20 protein-coding genes are annotated in these 17,389 nt (G+C 61.0%); 2 read left to right on the forward strand and 18 right to left on the reverse strand.

The window, feature by feature from the left end:
* Positions 1-14: 14 nt before the first annotated feature.
* From LQ144_RS08505 to LQ144_RS08590, 18 genes are all read right to left on the reverse strand, one after another.
* Positions 15-470, reverse strand: coding sequence for an Hpt domain-containing protein (locus LQ144_RS08505; protein ID WP_230118126.1), 456 nt, complete (start codon positions 468-470; stop codon positions 15-17).
* 106 nt (positions 471-576) lie between these two features.
* The gene (locus LQ144_RS08510; protein WP_230118127.1) at positions 577-1,464 is read right to left on the reverse strand and encodes a type II secretion system F family protein; all 888 of its coding nucleotides are present in this window, start codon (positions 1,462-1,464) and stop codon (positions 577-579) included.
* A gap of 6 nt (positions 1,465-1,470) precedes the next feature.
* Entirely contained in the window at positions 1,471-2,403 is a 933-nt protein-coding gene (locus LQ144_RS08515) for a type II secretion system F family protein (RefSeq protein WP_230118128.1), read from the reverse strand.
* A gap of 9 nt (positions 2,404-2,412) precedes the next feature.
* Complete coding sequence (locus LQ144_RS08520; RefSeq protein ID WP_230118154.1) at positions 2,413-3,720, reverse strand: CpaF family protein; 1,308 nt, start codon at positions 3,718-3,720, stop codon at positions 2,413-2,415.
* A 182-nt stretch (positions 3,721-3,902) separates the two neighbouring features.
* Positions 3,903-5,102: an AAA family ATPase gene (locus LQ144_RS08525; protein WP_230118129.1), complete on the reverse strand. Its 1,200-nt coding sequence runs from the start codon at positions 5,100-5,102 to the stop codon at positions 3,903-3,905.
* Entirely contained in the window at positions 5,099-5,854 is a 756-nt protein-coding gene (locus tag LQ144_RS08530) for an RcpC/CpaB family pilus assembly protein (RefSeq protein WP_230118130.1), read from the reverse strand. The genes LQ144_RS08525 and LQ144_RS08530 overlap by 4 nt, the downstream gene beginning before the upstream one ends.
* Before the next feature lie 9 nt (positions 5,855-5,863).
* Complete coding sequence (locus LQ144_RS08535; RefSeq protein WP_230118131.1) at positions 5,864-6,931, reverse strand: pilus assembly protein TadG-related protein; 1,068 nt, start codon at positions 6,929-6,931, stop codon at positions 5,864-5,866.
* Entirely contained in the window at positions 6,919-7,308 is a 390-nt protein-coding gene (locus LQ144_RS08540) for a TadE family protein (RefSeq protein ID WP_230118132.1), read from the reverse strand. Before LQ144_RS08540 ends, LQ144_RS08535 begins: the two co-directional genes overlap by 13 nt.
* Before the next feature lie 121 nt (positions 7,309-7,429).
* Positions 7,430-7,651, reverse strand: a complete 222-nt coding sequence (locus LQ144_RS08545) for a Flp family type IVb pilin (RefSeq protein WP_230118133.1) — start codon at positions 7,649-7,651, stop codon at positions 7,430-7,432.
* Between the two features lie 296 nt (positions 7,652-7,947).
* Positions 7,948-8,826, reverse strand: coding sequence for a type II secretion system F family protein (locus LQ144_RS08550; RefSeq protein ID WP_230118134.1), 879 nt, complete (start codon positions 8,824-8,826; stop codon positions 7,948-7,950).
* Between the two features lie 15 nt (positions 8,827-8,841).
* Positions 8,842-9,786 carry a type II secretion system F family protein gene (locus LQ144_RS08555; protein WP_230118135.1) on the reverse strand — a complete coding sequence of 315 codons (945 nt, stop codon included), beginning with the start codon at positions 9,784-9,786 and terminating at the stop codon, positions 8,842-8,844.
* A 2-nt stretch (positions 9,787-9,788) separates the two neighbouring features.
* A complete protein-coding gene (locus tag LQ144_RS08560; protein WP_230118155.1) occupies positions 9,789-11,132 on the reverse strand; it encodes a CpaF family protein in 1,344 nt (447 codons plus the stop codon).
* A 158-nt stretch (positions 11,133-11,290) separates the two neighbouring features.
* Positions 11,291-12,496, reverse strand: a complete 1,206-nt coding sequence (locus tag LQ144_RS08565) for an AAA family ATPase (RefSeq protein ID WP_230118136.1) — start codon at positions 12,494-12,496, stop codon at positions 11,291-11,293.
* A complete protein-coding gene (locus LQ144_RS08570; RefSeq protein WP_230118137.1) occupies positions 12,493-13,260 on the reverse strand; it encodes an RcpC/CpaB family pilus assembly protein in 768 nt (255 codons plus the stop codon). Before LQ144_RS08570 ends, LQ144_RS08565 begins: the two co-directional genes overlap by 4 nt.
* A 45-nt stretch (positions 13,261-13,305) precedes the next feature.
* Positions 13,306-14,328 (reverse strand): TadE/TadG family type IV pilus assembly protein, encoded by a 1,023-nt coding sequence (locus LQ144_RS08575; protein WP_230118138.1) that lies wholly within the window; start codon positions 14,326-14,328, stop codon positions 13,306-13,308.
* Entirely contained in the window at positions 14,316-14,705 is a 390-nt protein-coding gene (locus LQ144_RS08580; RefSeq protein ID WP_230118139.1) for a TadE family protein, read from the reverse strand. Before LQ144_RS08580 ends, LQ144_RS08575 begins: the two co-directional genes overlap by 13 nt.
* Positions 14,706-14,804: 99 nt before the next feature.
* Positions 14,805-15,020, reverse strand: coding sequence for a Flp family type IVb pilin (locus tag LQ144_RS08585; RefSeq protein WP_230118140.1), 216 nt, complete (start codon positions 15,018-15,020; stop codon positions 14,805-14,807).
* A gap of 272 nt (positions 15,021-15,292) precedes the next feature.
* Positions 15,293-15,958: an A24 family peptidase gene (locus tag LQ144_RS08590; protein WP_230118141.1), complete on the reverse strand. Its 666-nt coding sequence runs from the start codon at positions 15,956-15,958 to the stop codon at positions 15,293-15,295.
* A 306-nt stretch (positions 15,959-16,264) separates the two neighbouring features.
* Here LQ144_RS08590 and rplM point away from each other — a divergent pair, with 306 nt between their 5' ends.
* Complete coding sequence (rplM, locus tag LQ144_RS08595; protein ID WP_015937805.1) at positions 16,265-16,708, forward strand: 50S ribosomal protein L13; 444 nt, start codon at positions 16,265-16,267, stop codon at positions 16,706-16,708.
* Positions 16,709-16,746: 38 nt separating this feature from the next.
* Complete coding sequence (gene rpsI / locus LQ144_RS08600) at positions 16,747-17,253, forward strand: 30S ribosomal protein S9 (RefSeq protein ID WP_230118142.1); 507 nt, start codon at positions 16,747-16,749, stop codon at positions 17,251-17,253.
* The last annotated feature ends 136 nt before the right edge of the window (positions 17,254-17,389 follow it).

A 17,389-nucleotide genomic window follows, 5' to 3' on the forward strand; every position in this document is an offset into this window, starting at 1 on the left:
CGACTGCCTGGGAGCTACTGTTCTGGCCGAAGGTAGCCGACCTTCAGCGCGCTGACCGTGTCTTCGCCCGTTTTCGTGACGATCGGCAAAAGCCGCCGCACCGCTGAGAGGTCGCCACTCCTGATGAGGCGCTCCAGTTCAACGGCCAGACAGGCGAGCCGCGAGCCGCCCACCATGAAGGCGGAATTCTTAACGCTGAGAACCGCGTCCATTGCCAGTTCAGGATCGTTGTCCCCGACCGATCGCGTCAGGTAGCCAATCCGCTTGTCCCAGATACTGACGTAATCTCTGGCGAAACTACGGGCTACACCGGTGCCGCCGAGTTCCTCCTCCAGCTCGTGAAGGACGGTCAGATCCAAGAGCGGGACGCCGGCAGAGCCGTCCGCGGCGCCTTCCACAGGGTCACCGGACGCGGGCAGGCAGACGCCGTTGGCGCCGCCGTCGCCTGTGCTGGACCCTGAACTGGACATACGTTAAGGCTACTTTCTGACCTTGTGAAAAACCTGATCAACCTTGGATCCTGTGGAAACCCTGCGGGTTCCTTGTGGTGGGCGAAAAGCCTGCAAAATCTCGAGGCTACTGGCCGCTGAAAGTGTTGATGCTGTTGATGACGGCGGGACCCAGGATGGCAATGAAAAGAACAGGGAAGATGAAGAAAAGCAACGGGAAAAGCACGCTCACCGGAAGCTTCATGGCCTTTTCTTCGGCCCGCTGGCGCCTCTTGACTCGCATGACTTTCGCCTGCACCCGAAGAACGCCGCTAATGGCGATGCCATAGGCATCAGCCTGAACAACAGCCTGGACGAAGCTGCGGAGCTCCGGAACGTTTGTGCGTTCTGTTAAGGCCAAGTAGGACTCGCGGCGGCTGCGACCTACCTGCATATCCTGCAATGTGCGAACCAATTCTTCGGCCAATGGGCCTTTGCCCGTTTCCCCTGCCCTCGCCATGGCGCCCTCAAATCCCAGACCAGCGTCTACAGCGATGAGCATCTGGTCGAGCGTGTTCGGCAGTTCAAGCTGAATGGCCTTCTGACGTTCCTGACCTTTACTGATCAAAAGTAAGTCAGGAATGAAGTAGCCCATGCCCAAGATGAACAGGCCTAGAAGTTTCATGACTGGAGATGGACTGGTTGAACTCAGAAATATACCCAATGCGAATCCGACGGCAGCCAAGGCAGGCTTCGCCGCAAGTACCCGCCCGAGCGGAATGCTTGGCGGACGTCCCGCCATCGAAAGTAACTTGTCCAACCGACGGACATAGCCGGCCGGCGTGATCTTCCTGCCCAGGCGCAGGAAGAGGCCGTCCTCAGGCGCTCCCTCAACCGTCAGGCCAGAAGCGCCGCGCCTGAGATTCTCCTGGATGGCTTCGTTCGATTTCTTATCCACGGACAGGAAGGTCCACGCCAAGTAAGCCAAGGGCAGAGCCACCAAAACTGCGGCGAGGGGCACAACGAGACCTGACATGGTTGCCTAAAACTTCAAATCGATGATTTTGCGGAGCCACAGGCCGCCCACCGTCATGAGAACCACGGACACGGCCATCATTCCCCAGCCCAGCGGATGCCCGAACATGGGGTTCATGTAGCCCGGACTCACCACCAAAAGGATCAGGATAATTCCGATAGGGAGGCCCATCAGGATGTAGGCCGAAAACTTGCCTTCCGCTGCCAGTGCCTTTATTTGGCCTTTGATCTCGCTTCGCTCGCGAATAGTGTCGCCGACCTGGTCAAGTACTTCCGCCAAGTTTCCTCCGACTTCGCGGTTTATCTGAATAGCTTGAGCAATCCAGACGAAGTCCTCGTTGGCCATCCGGGCCGCGGTATCATTCAAGGCCGACAGGAGGTCTTTGCCCAGTCTTGTTTCCGCAACAACCCTTCGCATTTCTTCCGCGGTGGGACTGGCAGACTCTATGGCAGCCGCCTCAATGGCACGGAGAATGCTGTGCCCGGCCCGGAGGCTCCCCGTAAGCAGTTGCAGCGTGTCGCTCAATTGCTGGTCAAAACCGGCGCGTCTCTTACTGGTCCGATAGCTCAGAAAGAGGATGCCTGCAGGCGGGGCGAGGAGAAAGAACAGCAAGGCCAGCACCGGTCCTCCGGCAATGAGACCCATGAGCGCGCTGACGCAGCCGCCGGCGAGAACGAGCAGGATGTAATCTGCTTGGCTCAAGCGCAACCCTGACAGTTCGAGTGCCTCCCTGCTGTACAACTTCAAGTCCCGGGAGGACAGATACCGCTCGAGTGCGGCAGTGGCGAAGCCCGCAAAACGAGATATTTTCGACGTCGAATCGTTGTCTGCTGGCCTCCGCCTCTCCAATGGAATGCGCGGCCGACCAGGTATGAGGATCAGTACTAGCGTGAGGATGACCGCGGTCAGCAACAGAACCAAGCCTGAAACTAGGAACATGCCGCAGTTTCACCTCCGCCCGGTCGAGGATTTGCCGCTGAATACACTGGGCGAGACGTGGATGCCCATGTCTTCAAAGCGGTCGATGAAGTGGGGGCGGATGCCGGTGGCGATAGGCTTACCCCGGAACCGGCCCCGTTCATCAACGCCTGCCGCAAAGTCGAAGACGAAGGCGTCTTGCAGAGTGACGATTTCCCCTTCCATGCCTTGGACCTCCGTCACATGCGTTATTCTCCGACTGCCGTCGCGGAGCCGAGAAATCTGGACGATCAGGTGGACAGCAGACGCTATTTGCTCGCGTATGGCGCGGAGCGGCAGATCCATACCGGCCATCAGGACCAGCGTCTCCAGCCGTGCCACGGCGTCCCGCGGAGAGTTCGAGTGGACAGTGGACAGCGAACCGTCATGCCCGGTGTTCATTGCCTGAAGCATGTCCAGCGCTTCGCCACCGCGGACTTCGCCGACGACGATGCGGTCCGGACGCATGCGAAGTGAGTTTCGCAGCAGTTCCCTGATGGTAACTTCGCCCTTGCCTTCGGTATTGGGTGGCCTGCTCTCAAGGCGCACGACATGTTCCTGCTGAATTTGGAGCTCGACCGCGTCTTCAATCGTCACAATGCGTTGATTGTCCTGGATGAACGACGAAAGAACGTTCAGCAGCGTGGTCTTTCCGGTTCCTGTACCGCCCGAAACGATGATGTTCAGTTTCGCTTTGACGCACGCATTCAGGAGCTCCGCCATTTCCGGGGTTAAGGTCCCGAAATCGATGAGGTTCCGAACCGTCAGCGGAACCTTGCTGAACTTTCGGATGGTCAGTGAGGAACCGCCCACGGCCAACGGGGGTATGACCGCGTTCACACGGGAGCCGTCCTCGAGGCGTGCGTCAACCAACGGCGAAGATTCGTCGATCCGGCGCCCTACCTTGGACACGATCCTCTCAATGACGCGCCTGAGATGGTCCTCCGAGGTGAATTGTGCATCAGCGAGGGTTAGCTTTCCTTTCCTCTCAACGTAGATCTGGTCCATCCTATTGACCATGATCTCCGTGACGTCGGCGTCATCGAGGAGGCGCTGCAGAGGCCCGAAGCCCAGCACATCGTCGGCAACATCCTGAACTAACCGCATCCGCTCCTCAGGCGTCAAAGGAACCCGCTCAGCATCAATGATCTGGGAAAGCTCCTCGCGGGCGCTGGAGCGGAGCTCATTCTCGCTGAGTCCTGAGTCACTGAAGCGGGCACCCATGCGCTCGAAAAGTGCGTTCGCCGCACGCTGTTTCAAACCCGCCAGCGCGTCCGCGGGCCGTTGTGTCTTTGGCATCGTTGGCGGCTTGTCGGCGCTGCGGGCGAAAGGGGAGGCAAAGGAATCTTCCAGGGTAAGATCCGTCTCGCCAACTTCTGCTACCTCAGGTTGCTCGGGCACAGGGCGCGTTGCCCTGTTTTCCGGTGGAGCCGCAGCCGGACGTGCCTTGAGCTGAGCTGCCGACAGCCGATCGGAAAGCTTCACTTCACCACCACCCGCCGATGCTGCTTCCGCTGGTCGCTGGTCCGCCAAGCCGGATCAAACCGTTGGACCAGTTGTTTGAAGCCTTTGACCGCCGGATCCCGGCGGGAATCCTGCAAAATTGGGATACCCCGATTGGTCGAAAAAGCAACCGCCTTGGAACGGCGGATGCTCACGTCCACCGGGGCGCCTATGGTTGCTTCGACGTCCCGCACCGTAAGCCCAGCCTTGGAGTCGGCCATGTTGAGGACCACATGGCGTGTCTCGGGCAGGATTTCCAACTGCCGGAGAATGTCGAGTCCGGAACGCAGTCCGCGTACGCTCGGAATATCCATGCCGCTGACCCATACCACGTCGGTGCATTGCTCCATGGCCGCCAGCCCAACTTCGCCGAGGCCGGGGGCAGTATCAACCACGACGTAGTCGAACTCACTGGCCAGCTGTTCCAATAGCCGCGTGACTTGATCTGGTGTGATGTGGTCCGCATCAGCAGGGCTCTTGGGAGCACAGAGTGCGTAAATGCTGGCAGGGTGGACCGCCAGGAAGGCCTTTAAGACCAGTGAGTCCTGACTCGCCGAAGTGGTCACAGCATCTGTAATCGTGTGCTCGGGCTCCAAGTAGAGTCCTGAGGCCACGTCCCCGAACTGCAGATCCAGGTCAACGATGACTACCTTCATGGGGGCCACCTTTCCAAGGCCGATGGCGACGTTGGTGGCAACGGTCGTCTTGCCGACTCCGCCCTTCGGGGAGAACACCCCGATGACCAAGCCGCTGTTCGAGACTGCCTGTGGCGAGGGATCATGGCTGCGATACCTACTGGCAAAAGCCTGGCAAGCCCGTTCGAGGATTATTCGAATATGCGCAGGGTCAGCGGCCGGGTCCATGATGTCGCGGATCCCTGCGCGCATTGCATGAAGCACCAAGTCGGCGTCGCTTTCCCTGACTAGGATCAGGCTGATCTCTGGCAGCTGGACGTCAAAAATGGTGGCGAGACGCAAGGCATCTTCCAGCGGGACGTCGGGTCCCAGTACCAGCACCTCTAGGGGTTCCCCGGTAAGTTGCGCGAACAGGTCGTCCGGCTGAGTGGGCATGGCCGACGTAAAAAACGTCTGCACGCTTCCCTGCAGGCCGCCGATCACGGCCTGGCGCAGGCGGTGGTCAAAGTCAGTGTTGGGGCTTATGAGGACGAAGCGGCTCACGGGTAAACGTCACCCCTACGGATCTCAGTGGGCGGATCCTCTTTGGCTGCCGCTGGCTCCTTCGTTAACCAGATTTTGCCGAACTCCGCGGAATAGATAATTTTCGCTGCGGCTACGTCCGCAACGGCGACTGTGACGAGCATGCCTCCGGCGGGAAGTACCTGGGGATTTGGGTCCGGCGACGGCGACGCTGGGGTTGTCTGTTGCGTCGCTTCCGCACGCTGAAGGCTTGTCACCAGAACCTTGTGCAGCACACGGCCCGACGTTGACTGGAACGCTGTATCTTTCGTATCGCTACCTGCAAAGGTGGCGAATAGCCCGACGGTGTCGCCCGCAACAATCCTGCCGCCCACCAGGCGTTGCGGTTCGAGGGCGAAGGTCACTTCCTGCAAGCCCTTCGGCACGGGAACTGAACCGGGGACTTCCAATGCGGCGGGTTCAATGAGCCGTTCGGCGACAAGCTGCTCGCCAGCCACCAGATCGGTCGCTGTCACTTTTCCCGACTGCGACTCGAGGCTGGCGAGAGCCGACGCAGGAACGCCTGTGCGGGGTACTTCTTTCACTGTCACCAACTTGGCCAAGGCATCAGCGGAAGTGCCGGCAGGAACGGGTTTTTGGACAACGAGAACCTTTACGGGCTCGAGTTTCTGCATGGCGCGATTGTCGGCGGACTGGGCGTAGGAGAAGATGAGCAACATTCCGACGATCGCAACCACGACCGCCGCAATACCAGCCAATAAGCGCGACTTCACGTGCTACTCCTAACCGCTCATGCGGACGACCGCAGACCCGAAGGCGTCCAGGGGCCCCAGTCGATAACTATCGTCCAAGGAAACGTATTTTACGAACCTACCAATAATTCCGCGGCAATTGCCGGTACATGCGAGTGTTCCGGCATTAGCTGAGGTGTTTCTGAAAGTCTTGGGAGCGAAATCGTTCCCTGCGAATTTCCATCCTTTGACGCTGAAGGCAGCAAATGCGATCAGCTTGTAGGTTGCCCCTGAACCTGTGCCGGTAACTTGGTTGAATACTGGCAGGAGGACGATGACGTTGCGTCCCGCAGTAAGTTCATCAACCCAGCGTTGCATGGTGGGTCCGCAGTTGGATGGTCCGTCGTTGCCCGTATCACTCCCGCCTTCCATAACGAGGATGTCCACACTTCCGCCGCAGGCGCCGGGGTCCTGCACGAGCCACCCATAGCCGCCGGCCACTGGAGCACCGTTTGGTCCGTAGTTGCAGCCGTCGTTCCCGCCCTTGGTGCCGTGACTCTGCAGCAACTGCAGCCCGGCCTCGACGTATCCTTGGACCTGGCAAACCGAGAAGGCCAGGGGGAACGGTGTGCGGCCTGCTTGGGGGCTGCCCCAGACGGCCGAGGCCTTGGCACCGACCTCTGCTGTCGGTATACCTAGCGCACGGGCGAAAAATAGCGAAACCTTGTTGGGGTCGCCGCCCGATTCCTGGGCTCCGGTGACCACTGTGACGGCACCGCCGGCACGGTTCAAAGCGACGGACTGTACGTTGCTCAGCCCGTCCGAGGCATTGCCGTCCGCGAACGTTTTAGCCACAGGCGAGGGAGATATGCAGGCCGGACCGTTGAGGTCCCGGGCGCAAGTCTGGGCCACGGCCAGCGCGGCCGCGTCCGCACCGTTTTGAAGTTGGGCGCGTTCGGCGTACAACATTCCAACATCGACTGCGATTGCCGTGAAGCCGAGCAGCGCGACCATGAGGACGGCGACGATGACGGCTACTGCACCGCGCTCGCCGTTCTCACCTCCGCTCTCGACGGCACGTCCGCTCTCGACGGCACGGCTATCGCCTAGCCCCCACATTGCATGACGCCTTTGGCTGTCAAGGAGAAGGGCCCTGCGATACCTGTCATCGTGCTGAGGGAGTAGTTGATGGTGACCGTGGCATTGGCGCCAACCGCGCAGAGCGCGGGAGAAGCAGCCGTGGTGGTTATCCCCACATCGGTAGTCCGGAGCGCTGGGTGCAAGGACCCGGCGGCATTTACCGCGGCTGCTTTGGCTGAGGTGGGATTGTTCGAAATGGCCATGACGCGGACGCTCTCACGGGCGGCGCTGGTGAGGGAAATTTGGGCGTTATAGGCCCGGCCGAATTCGATGATTCCCATCAGGAGCATCACGAGGAGGGGAAGTAGAATTGCAAATTCGACCGCGGCGGCACCGCGCTCCGATGATTTATCCACTGCCGCTGGCCCTCCCGCTTGTTTTGTTATTGCCTGTTTTGGCTTCGTCGGCCACCTTAGGCACGGAAGTGGCCGGGCGGCCAGGCCTTAGCCCTGCCACCCGGCCGCTGGAGCGAAGTAGTTACGGAGCAGACGTAGTGGCGGGAGCGGCGGGGAGCTGGTCGCTGACGCCCTGGAACATGGCTGCCAGCTGCGGGCCGAGGACGACGACAACTGCGATGATGACGACAGCGATAAGGCCAACCATGATGCCGTATTCAACAGCAGTTGCGCCCTTTTCTTCCTGGAGGCGGTTCTTCATGGTGAAACCGAGGGTCTGGAACTTTGCGATGAGAGAAAGCATTTTGAACTCCTGAGCGAGTGAAGGGAAGCTGGTCTGTCACCAGCTCTGAAATAAAATTAGCAGTCCAAATGACATCCAAGTTCGGACTTTGGAGCATCCTGTGCTAAGGCTTGCCGACCTGCGTGAATTCTGCGGAGTTTCTGCGCTTCGCATGCGTTTAGGCCCTTTTGTCGCCTGCAAAAAAATGCAAAAGGACCCCCTCGGTGCTGGGGTCCGAGGGGGTCCGCTCTTGGTGACCAACTGCCGACGGGCTGTGGTCAGGGTTCCGACGGCACGCCGTCGGTCTTTCAGCGAAACTAGCTGGTGAAGATGGCCATAATGCTCATCACCGTGGGTCCGAGCACCACAATGAACAGCGTCGGCAGGATGAAGAAGATCAGGGGGAAGAGCATCTTGACCGGCATCTTCATGGCGTGTTCCTCCGCCCGCTGCTTCCGCTTGATGCGCATGTCCTTGGCCTGTGCCTTGAGGACACCCGCAATAGCAACGCCGTAGGCATCTGCCTGGACCACCGCCCGGATGAAGCTGCGTACGTCAGGGACATCCACTCTGTCGGCGAGGGCAAGATAGGCATCCTTGCGGGAACGGCCAACCTGGATGTCTTGCAGGGTGCGGATGAGCTCATCGGCGAAGGGACCTTTGCCGTTTGTCCCTGCCCTCCCCATCGCCGCTTCGAACCCGAGGCCGGCCTGGACCGAGATCAGCATCTGATCCAGCGACTTGGGGAGCTCAAGCCGGACTGCCTCCCGGCGCTTCTGTGCGCGGTTCCGTACCAGCAGATCCGGCGTTAAATAACTCAGGGCAGTCACCCCCAGCAGGATCAGAAACCGTTGAGCCGATGGACCGCCGGCAAAGTACAGGTACCCCGAGACTGCACCGGCGAAGGCCAGTAGCGGCTTCACCATGATGAGCCGGGCCAGCGGCCATTCCTTCGGACGTCCGGCACCCGCCAGCTGCTTGTCGAGCCAGCCCGCGTAGCCCTTGGGCATGACCCGCTGGCTCATCAGCGTCAGTTTTTCGTTGACGGTGAGCGCGGGCCCCTTGGACTTTGACGTGAGTCCCAGGTTGGCTTGGATGTTCCGTAGCCCTGCCCGGTCGCCGGTGAAGACGAACCAGGTCATGACGGTTATGGGAGCGATCACTGCCAGGATCGCGGCATAAGCAAGTGGTTGCATGACGAGCACTCTTTTCTAGAACTTTGGTTTGACAATCCGGCTGAGCCAGAAACCGCCCGCGGTCAGGAGCACTAGCGCTGCGGCGATCATGAGGTAGCCGGGCAACGTGCTGGTAAAGACGCGCGAGTACATTTCGTTGAACAGCGTGAGGCCGATGAACATGACGATGGGAAGCGCCATGAGGACAATGGCTGACATCCGGCCCTCCGCGCTTAAGGCGCGAATCTGGCCCCGCACCTGGTTCCGGTCCCGGACGGTATCGCCAAGATGGTCGAGCACCTCGGCAAGGTCGCCACCCACTTCGCGGTGGATCTCGATGGCCTGCGAGATGGAGAGGAGGTCCTCGCTCCGTGTCCGCCTGGCCACGTCCGCGAGTGACTCACCAAGATCCCGCCCAATCCGCGTTTCGTTGACGATCCGGCTCAGCTCCTCGGACATCGGCGCTTGGCTTTCCTGAGCAGCTGCGTCGACAGCACGGAGAAGGCTGTGGCCGGCACGCAGGCCACCGGAGAACATCTGGAGCGTGTCCGGCACCTGCTGGTCGAACTGCGCTCGCCGGCGGCCGGCCAGGAAGTTGAGGAACAGGTGGAGACCTAGAGGTGTCAGCAGCGTCAGCAGGACCGCTGCGAAGACACCGCCCAGGAAGAAACCGAAGACGGCCAGCATCAGCGTGGTGACGCCTGCCATGAGGAGATAGTCGCCCGGCTCTTTCTTGAGTCCGCATTCGTCCAGCCGGTCTCGGGCCAACAGCCCTGGGCCGCCCTTCTTCATCCGCTTGTTGAGCGAGCCGACTGCCTGGCCCGTGAGCCGCGTGAGAATTGATGGCTGCGCCGGCGCATCAGGCCGCCGCCGGGACAACGGCAGAGCCGACTTGGATCTGAGCGCCACGCCGAAGATGAGGAATATGGCAAGGTACAGCATGAACAACGCGACCACGAAGACCCCGGTATCGCCAGGCATGTTCACCGCCCCCTTGCCTGGGAGACGCTGGGCACCGGGATGCCAGGCACTGCGGCGCCGAACACCGCCGGCGAAATTCCGATGCCGAGTTCGGCGAAGCGGTCTGTGAATCGGGGCCGGACCCCGGTGGGCACCGGCTTACCCAGGAAACGCCCGTTCGCGTCGATCCCCGCCCCGTAGTCGAAGACGAAAGCGTCCTGGAGCGTCACGACGTCACCCTCCATGCCCTGCACCTCAGTGATGTGCGTGACCCGCCGGGAACCATCGCGCAACCTCGAAATATGCACGATCAGGTTGACCGCCGAGGCAACCTGTTCGCGCACGGCCCTCAGCGGGATATCCATTCCCGCCATGAGAACCAGCGTTTCGAGCCGGGCGATGGCGTCCCGGGGGGAGTTTGCATGGACCGTGGAGATGGAGCCGTCGTGGCCGGTGTTCATGGCCTGCAGCATGTCCAGGCACTCACCGCCGCGGACCTCACCCACCACAATCCGGTCCGGCCGCATTCGCAGGGCATTCCGCACAAGGTCCCGGATGGACACCGCACCTTTGCCCTCGATGTTCTGGGGGCGGCTCTCAAGGCGGACCACGTGGTCCTGCTGCAACTGAAGCTCGACGGCGTCCTCGATCGTCACGATCCTGTCGTCCACCGGGATAAAGGAGGAGAGCACGTTGAGGAGAGTCGTTTTACCGGTTCCGGTACCGCCTGAAACGATGATGTTCATCCTGGCCAGCACGCATGCCTGCAGGAGTTCCGCCATCTCCGGCGAGAGGCTTCCGAGGGAGATCAGGTTGTGGACCGTAAGGGGATCCCTGCCGAATTTGCGGATGGTGAGCGCGGGACCGTTGACGGCCAGCGGAGGGATGATGGCATTGACGCGCGAACCGTCAGCGAGGCGGGCATCAACTAGCGGCGAGGATTCGTCAATGCGCCGGCCCACCTTGGACACGATGCGGTCGATCACCCTTCGCAGCGCGTCGTCCGAGCTGAACTTTGTGTCGGTGACGAAGAGCCGGCCCTGGCGCTCCACGTAGACCTGGTCGAAGCGGTTCACCATGATCTCCGTGATGGAGGGATCATCCAGGAAACGCTGGATGGGACCGTGCCCCAGAACGTCATCGATAATCTCCCGGATAAGCCGCTGGCGCTCCGCCGTGGAGAGCGGTACCTGTTCCTCGTCCACGACGATCTTCAGTTCGTCGCGGACGAACTGGTGCAGCTCTTCGTCTTCCAAGGACGAATCGGTGATCCGCGAACCCAGCCGCTCAAAGAGCGTCTGGGTTGCCCGTTCCTTGAGGGCGTTCAGGGCTTCGCTGGCAACTGAAGCGGCCTGCGGCTGCTCCAGGGCCGCCGTCGCACTCGCCGCAGCGACCGCGGTTTGCGCCTCGTGCTTCCGTCCGAGCGTTGCGGGTGATTTCAGTTGAAAAACATCCTTGGGGGGTTCGGGTATCCCGGGGTCGGCCTTGGCCTCACCACGCAGGAGCTGGAACCGGTCTGAGAGGCTCACTGTACTACCGCCCTTCTGTGCAGCTTTTTATGAGGTCTTTCTTCCCAATCCGGCTTGAAGCGCTCCACCAGCTGGCGGAGCCCTTTGGCTGCCGGGTCGCGGCTCCCGTCCTGAAGGATCGGGACGCCTTTGTTGGTGGAAAACGGCATGTTCTTGGAGCGGGGGAGCGCAACGTCTACGGGCGCGCCGATCGTGGTTTCAATGTCCTGCAGGGTCAGGCCGGCCCGCCGGTCCGTCATATTGAGGACCACGTGGCGCTGGTCGGGAACCAGATTGAGTTCGGTGAGGATCTGGAAGCCGGTCCGCAGACCCCGGATGCTGGGGATGTCCATGCCACAGATCCAGACGGCGTCCGTTGCCTGTTCGAGCGTCGCCAGCACATGCTCGCCGAGGCCGGGGGCTGTGTCCACGACTATGTAGTGGAACTCCTCCCGCAGCTGGGTGAGGAGCCGAGTGACATGTTCACCGGAGATCCGGTCCATCTCCACCGGGTTCCGCGGTGCGCACAGGGCGTAGATGCCGGCGGGATGAACGGTGAGGTAGGTCTTAAGGACCATGGCATCCTGGCTTGCGGCACCCACCACAGCATCCGTAATCGTGTGCTCGGGGTCCAGCATCAGCCCGCTTGCAACATCGCCGAACTGGAGGTCCAGGTCCACGATCACGACGCTCATCGGGGCAGTCTTTCCGAGACCGACGGCCAGGTTGGTGGCCACGGTGGTCTTGCCGACCCCGCCTTTGGGGGACATGACGGCGATGATCCTGCTGCCTGCACCGTGGTCGGCGTGCTCGGAGGTGCCCGGCCCCAACCCCCGACGGCGGCCCGCGGCCGCGAGGCTAGCACGCTCCAGCATGACGCGGATGGAGTCTGGATCCGCCGCCGGATCCAGGAGGTCCCGCACACCGGAGCGCATGGCCTGCAACACCACCTCTTTGGTTTCCGGAACCACCAAGACAACGCTTATCTCCGGGTACTGGAGGTCCATAACTGATGCCAGTTTCAAGGAACCGTCCACGGGCAGTCCGGGACCCAGGATCAGGACCTCTGGCGGTTCGCCGACGAGCTGCCGCAGGAAGTCATAGGGGCCCTCTGGAAGGTAATCTGCTTGGAACACCTGCAGCGAGCCGTGCATTCCGGCGACGGCCAACTGGATTCTTCGTTCGAAATCGGCGTTGGGGGTGATGAGGACGAAGCGGCTCATCGGAACAGCCTGGCGCTGCTCACGACGCCGGACGTCGCCTCGACGGCATTGACCGGCTCCTTCGAAAGGTATACGTTGCCGAACTCCGTGGCGAAAACTATGCGCTCGGCGTCTGAGGAGTTGCGGGCCAAGGTGATCAGGTACGTGTCATCGGGCGCTGGTGCTTTCTTCGCTGTCAAGGCTCCTGCGGTCTTGTCTCCTTCCGCCTGGGCATCCTGTGACTTTGCGGCGCTACCGTTGCTGAACTGGGCCGCGGTCACGAGAACCTTGTGGAAGGTCAGCTGAGTTCCAGCGGATTTCCCGCCCGTGTCGTCAACGGACAGGAAGACACCTACGGTGTCTCCCGCGGCAACTTTGCCGCCAACTACCCGCTCAATGGGCAGCTTCAGGGTAATCTCCTGCATTCCCGCAGGTACCTGCACTCGAGATGGCCCAAGGAAGGCACCGGCATCCACCAAGCGAGTGGAGAGCAGTTGCTCTCCCGGCATCAGGGCCACCGCTGTGACTTTTTGGTCCACGGCGCTGAGATCGGTGATGGCGCCAGCAGCGATTGCCAGCTTGGGAACTTCCTTCTTGACGACAGCGCCGGCCATCTTATCCACCCCAGTGCCGGCTGCGATGTTCTTCTCGACGACATACACTGTTTCCGTTTCGGTGTCGGCCAGGGCGCGTTTGTCGGCGTTTTGAACGTAGGTGACCAACAATACGGTTCCTATAATTGCCACAATCAATGCGGCAATGCCTCCCAGTAGGCGAGTTTTCACTGTGTTCCCCTTAGAATTATTCGAAGTATTTGACGAAGCAAGCCCTCACTTGATGAGGAATATTTCTGCGGTTCCCAAATTTGCTCCTCCGCCCCCGCCCGTGCTTCCACCGAAAGTGTCAATCGACTCGTACTTAACAAATTGTCCAATGATGCCGAGGCAGGACTTGGTAGTACATTCATCTGCGGGATCGGCGACGTATGGTGCTGCATTGTGAAATACTCTTGGCGCCTTGCTGCCGCCACCGAATTTCCATCCCTGAATGTCAAAAGTGGCGTATCCGCGGATGTGGAACCAGCCGCCGGTGCCGGTGCCGCCGGCATTGTCATACACGGGGAAGGTCGCCAAGGCCCGGTTGCCGCGCTTGATTGCACCGATCCAGCCTTCGAGGACGGCGTCGCATTCGGCGGCGTAGTCAGCACCGGTGTCAGAAGAAACAGTGTCGTCGGCCTCGGTGGCGGCCTCACACGGGCTGCTTTGGTCCAGCCAGCCGAATCCGCCGGGGATCACATGGCCGGAGGTCGAAGTGCAGGTGCCCATGCCTGGCTTGTACCGGATGAGCTGGACTTCGCCTTCAGTCTCGGCACCCGAGAGGTCATATTGGCAGTCGGATAAAGCGAGGGGGAAGCCCTTGCCGGACGACGGCGGTTCGGCCGCGGCTACGGCATAGGCTCCCACCGTCACGGGTGGAGCGTTCAAGGCGCTGGCAAACATCTTGGTAAGGAAGCTGTTACTCCCGTTCTGAGTCGTGGTCCGGACCGTTGCCTGGTTCGCCACGGACAGGTCAACTTCAGCGACATTCGATTGGGCGTCGTTGGAGTTGGCGTTTGCCAAGCTTTCCGCGACTGCCTCGGCGTCGTCTTGGCTGCAGCCTGACTTGTAGCAGGCTTGAACGACGGCTAAGGCGCCGGAATCGGCAGCGTTTTGCAGCTGTGCCCGCTCTGCGTAGATCTGGCCGACGTCAACCGCCAGAGCGCCGGCGCCGATGAGCACCAGCATCATCACGGCCACCAGGACACCGGCCGCGCCCTGCTCGCGATTCGTTTTCGGACGTCTCAACCACCGCATCGCATGGCTCCTATTCCGGTGAATGTGAGCGTGCTCCCGAAGAGTCCCGTCAGGGTTGCCGCAGGGTACGTGATGGTTACAGTCATGTTCTCGTCTGCGGCGCAGGCGCCAGGGCTGAAGGAATACTGAAAATCGCCCGCGGTCAGTCCAGGCGCGCCGGCTGCGGCAGCCAAGGCGGCTTCGCCCTGATCATCATGGATGGCCATGTTGCGGGCCGCCTCCCGGGCGGCCTGGGTTACGGAGATCTGGAGGTTGTACGCATGGGAAAACTCGACTATGCCGGCCACCAGCGAGAGGAGTATCGGCGCAACAAGGGCGAATTCGACGGCTACTGCGCCGCGAGATTTATCACCGCTGGGCCATGGCTTGGTTTTCATCGGTCCCCCGAAATAGTTGGAGCCAGGTTAGGAGGAGGAGTGTGCCGCGTCCCTGGAACAGGAGTTGGCACACTCCTTCGTGTCGTCCCGGGAACGGTGCTAGGGGCCAGGTACGGTCCACCCGGTCACAGTGGTGCCGAGTGTCGTGAACCATCCGCTGAGGGCGCCGCCGAATGCAGAGACGCCGCCGATGATGAGGAAGGCGATAAAAGCAATGAGCAGCGAATACTCGGTTGCGGTGGCGCCCTTTTCTGATGACAGTCGGTCCTTGACTCCCGAAACGAAAGCAAGCACCGAGACCATGAGTGTAGTCATTGTGATTTCCTTAAATTCGATGGAATAATTCACCGAATTCCAGCGTCCCCCATATGCCGCGAAGGGCTGGTTCTTCGATAGCTAAAGAATTCCACCGGGGCAGAAATGCAACAATGCGTAGCCATACCCGACTTTTGAGGGGGGACACTTAGTGGCCCCCTCAAATAGGTACTCACACAGAAAATTCCAAGGTCCGGTAATCACTTGGATTCATAAGCCTGGCTTGGCTTTGTTCTCGGAAAACTACTAAGAGGGGCACTGTCCGAAATGCGTCAGGAGGCGAACAGGACCATCCCCAGGGCGGCCGCCAGCATGGAGGGCCCAAAGGCCACCTCGGATGATTTTTCGGTGCGCTTAAGCGAAATCAAGACGACGGAGAAAATCCCGCCCAGCACGAAGCCCAGGGCTCCGCCGTAGAACAGCTGGCTCCAGCCCAAGTAGCCCAGGTAGAGGCCCACCGGAGCAGCAAGCTTCACGTCGCCCATTCCTATGCCGTTGGGCGAGATAATCGCCAGAATCAGGAAGACTACGAACAGGATGGCGGCGCCGGCGGCCGCACGAAGCAGCTCGACCCAGCCTGAAGTGGCCGTGCTGCTGAGAGTGAGCAGTGCCAGGCCGGCAAAGAGCAGGGACAAAACCAGGGGATTGGGCAGTAGATGGTGGGCCAGATCAATCCGGGCCAGTTGCACGGCGAGTACACCGAGCGCCAGGAAGGCGGGTAGTGACCAGTCCACACCGAACCGCAGCGCGAAGGCGGCGCAGAGAACGCCGGTGAGCGCCGCCGTCGTAATTCTTGTCCTTATGCCCGGGAGCACGCCAAGGCGGGGGAGCAGGCGCGCGATCAGCAGCTCAGCCAGTATGCAAAGGAGAATTCCAAGCAGGCCGGCGGCAAGCGCAAACAGCGGACTGGCGCTGGCGGTTACACCCACAATGGACACAGAGACTCCCTGGCTGGAACGGATCGGCGCAGACCAAGGCGCGTTGCACCCTGAGACCGGATACCCCATTTTGACCCTGACGCCCGGTTCACGCTATTCTTGGTAGTCGTTGTGCGTGTCCTTTTCCGATGATGCGTGCCCGCTGAGAATCCGGTTGCAGGATAACTACTCCTCGGGCATATTCGGGACTTCTGGACCACTGGATTCATAGAGCCCTCACCTCTGTTCCGGTAGCGCATAGATAGTAGGTGCACCTTAGAGTGACGCCTAAAACAAGAACGCCAGAACAAGAACGAGGCAAACACCGTGCGTACGTACACCCCGAAGCCCGGCGATATCAACCGCCAGTGGCACGTCATTGACGCCACCGACGTTGTCCTTGGTCGTCTCGCCAGCCAGACCGCAATCCTGCTGCGCGGCAAGCACAAGGCCACCTTTGCGTCCCACATGGACATGGGCGATTTCGTCATCATCATCAACGCTGAAAAGGTAGCCCTCACCGGCGCCAAGCTGGAGCAGAAGCGCGCATACCGCCACTCCGGCTACCCGGGCGGCCTGACCTCCGTCAACTACGCGGAACTGCTGGAATCCAACCCGGTCCGCGCCGTGGAGAAGGCCATCAAGGGCATGCTCCCGAAGAACTCCCTCGCTGCACAGCAGCTGGGCAAGCTGAAGGTGTACCGCGGTGCTGAGCACCCGCACGCCGCCCAGCAGCCTAAGACTTTCGAAATCACCCAGGTCGCCCAGTAGTCCTGGCCACCAACCAACTTATCTATACAAGGAGAACCGTGGCTCAGAACGAAGAGACCACCGAAGCCGTTGTGGCAGAGGAAAACCCGACCAGCTACACCTCGGAAAGCGGTCCTGCAGAAGCAGAAGCGCCGAAGAAGGAACGCCCGGCACTGACCGTCGCCGGCGCAGCAGTTGGCCGTCGCAAGGAAGCCGTGGCACGCGTTCGCATCGTGCCCGGCACCGGCAAGTGGATCATCAACGGCCGTGAACTGGCCAACTACTTCCCGAACAAGCTGCACCAGCAGGACGTCAACGAGCCCTTCAAGATCCTCGATCTTGACGGCGCCTACGACGTCATTGCCCGCATCCACGGTGGCGGCATTTCCGGCCAGGCCGGCGCCCTGCGCCTCGGCATCGCCCGTTCACTGAACGAGATCGACACCGAGAACAACCGCGCCACCCTGAAGAAGGCCGGTTACCTGCGCCGTGACGCCCGCGTCATCGAGCGTAAGAAGGCCGGTCTCAAGAAGGCCCGCAAGGCTCAGCAGTACTCGAAGCGTTAATTCGCTTCCGAAGCCCGCCGCTTCACAGAAGCCCGTCCCGCCGTTCGGCGGGACGGGCTTCTGCCGTTAAGCCTTTGTGACCTGGCGGGATGCCCCCTTGAGCAGGCCAAACGTCCCCGGACGCCAGGCGGTCCCC

Origin of the sequence: Arthrobacter sp. Bi83 (genome assembly GCF_918698095.1) — a bacterium.
Lineage (GTDB): Bacteria > Actinomycetota > Actinomycetes > Actinomycetales > Micrococcaceae > Arthrobacter.

Bases quoted from the DNA above. Each gene is read 5' to 3' on its own strand.
- LQ144_RS08535 (WP_230118131.1), bottom strand. From the start codon at position 6,931: ATGTGGGGGCTAGGCGATAGCCGTGCCGTCGAGAGCGGACGTGCCGTC.
- LQ144_RS08565 (WP_230118136.1), bottom strand. From the start codon at position 12,496: ATGAGCCGCTTCGTCCTCATCACCCCCAACGCCGATTTCGAACGAAGA.
- LQ144_RS08580 (WP_230118139.1), bottom strand. From the start codon at position 14,705: ATGAAAACCAAGCCATGGCCCAGCGGTGATAAATCTCGCGGCGCAGTA.
- LQ144_RS08515 (WP_230118128.1), bottom strand. From the start codon at position 2,403: ATGTTCCTAGTTTCAGGCTTGGTTCTGTTGCTGACCGCGGTCATCCTC.
- LQ144_RS08520 (WP_230118154.1), bottom strand. From the start codon at position 3,720: ATGCCAAAGACACAACGGCCCGCGGACGCGCTGGCGGGTTTGAAACAG.
- LQ144_RS08550 (WP_230118134.1), bottom strand. From the start codon at position 8,826: ATGCAACCACTTGCTTATGCCGCGATCCTGGCAGTGATCGCTCCCATA.
- LQ144_RS08555 (WP_230118135.1), bottom strand. From the start codon at position 9,786: ATGCCTGGCGATACCGGGGTCTTCGTGGTCGCGTTGTTCATGCTGTAC.
- LQ144_RS08585 (WP_230118140.1), bottom strand. From the start codon at position 15,020: ATGACTACACTCATGGTCTCGGTGCTTGCTTTCGTTTCGGGAGTCAAG.
- LQ144_RS08505 (WP_230118126.1), bottom strand. From the start codon at position 470: ATGTCCAGTTCAGGGTCCAGCACAGGCGACGGCGGCGCCAACGGCGTC.
- LQ144_RS08510 (WP_230118127.1), bottom strand. From the start codon at position 1,464: ATGTCAGGTCTCGTTGTGCCCCTCGCCGCAGTTTTGGTGGCTCTGCCC.
- LQ144_RS08575 (WP_230118138.1), bottom strand. From the start codon at position 14,328: ATGCGGTGGTTGAGACGTCCGAAAACGAATCGCGAGCAGGGCGCGGCC.
- LQ144_RS08545 (WP_230118133.1), bottom strand. From the start codon at position 7,651: ATGCTTTCTCTCATCGCAAAGTTCCAGACCCTCGGTTTCACCATGAAG.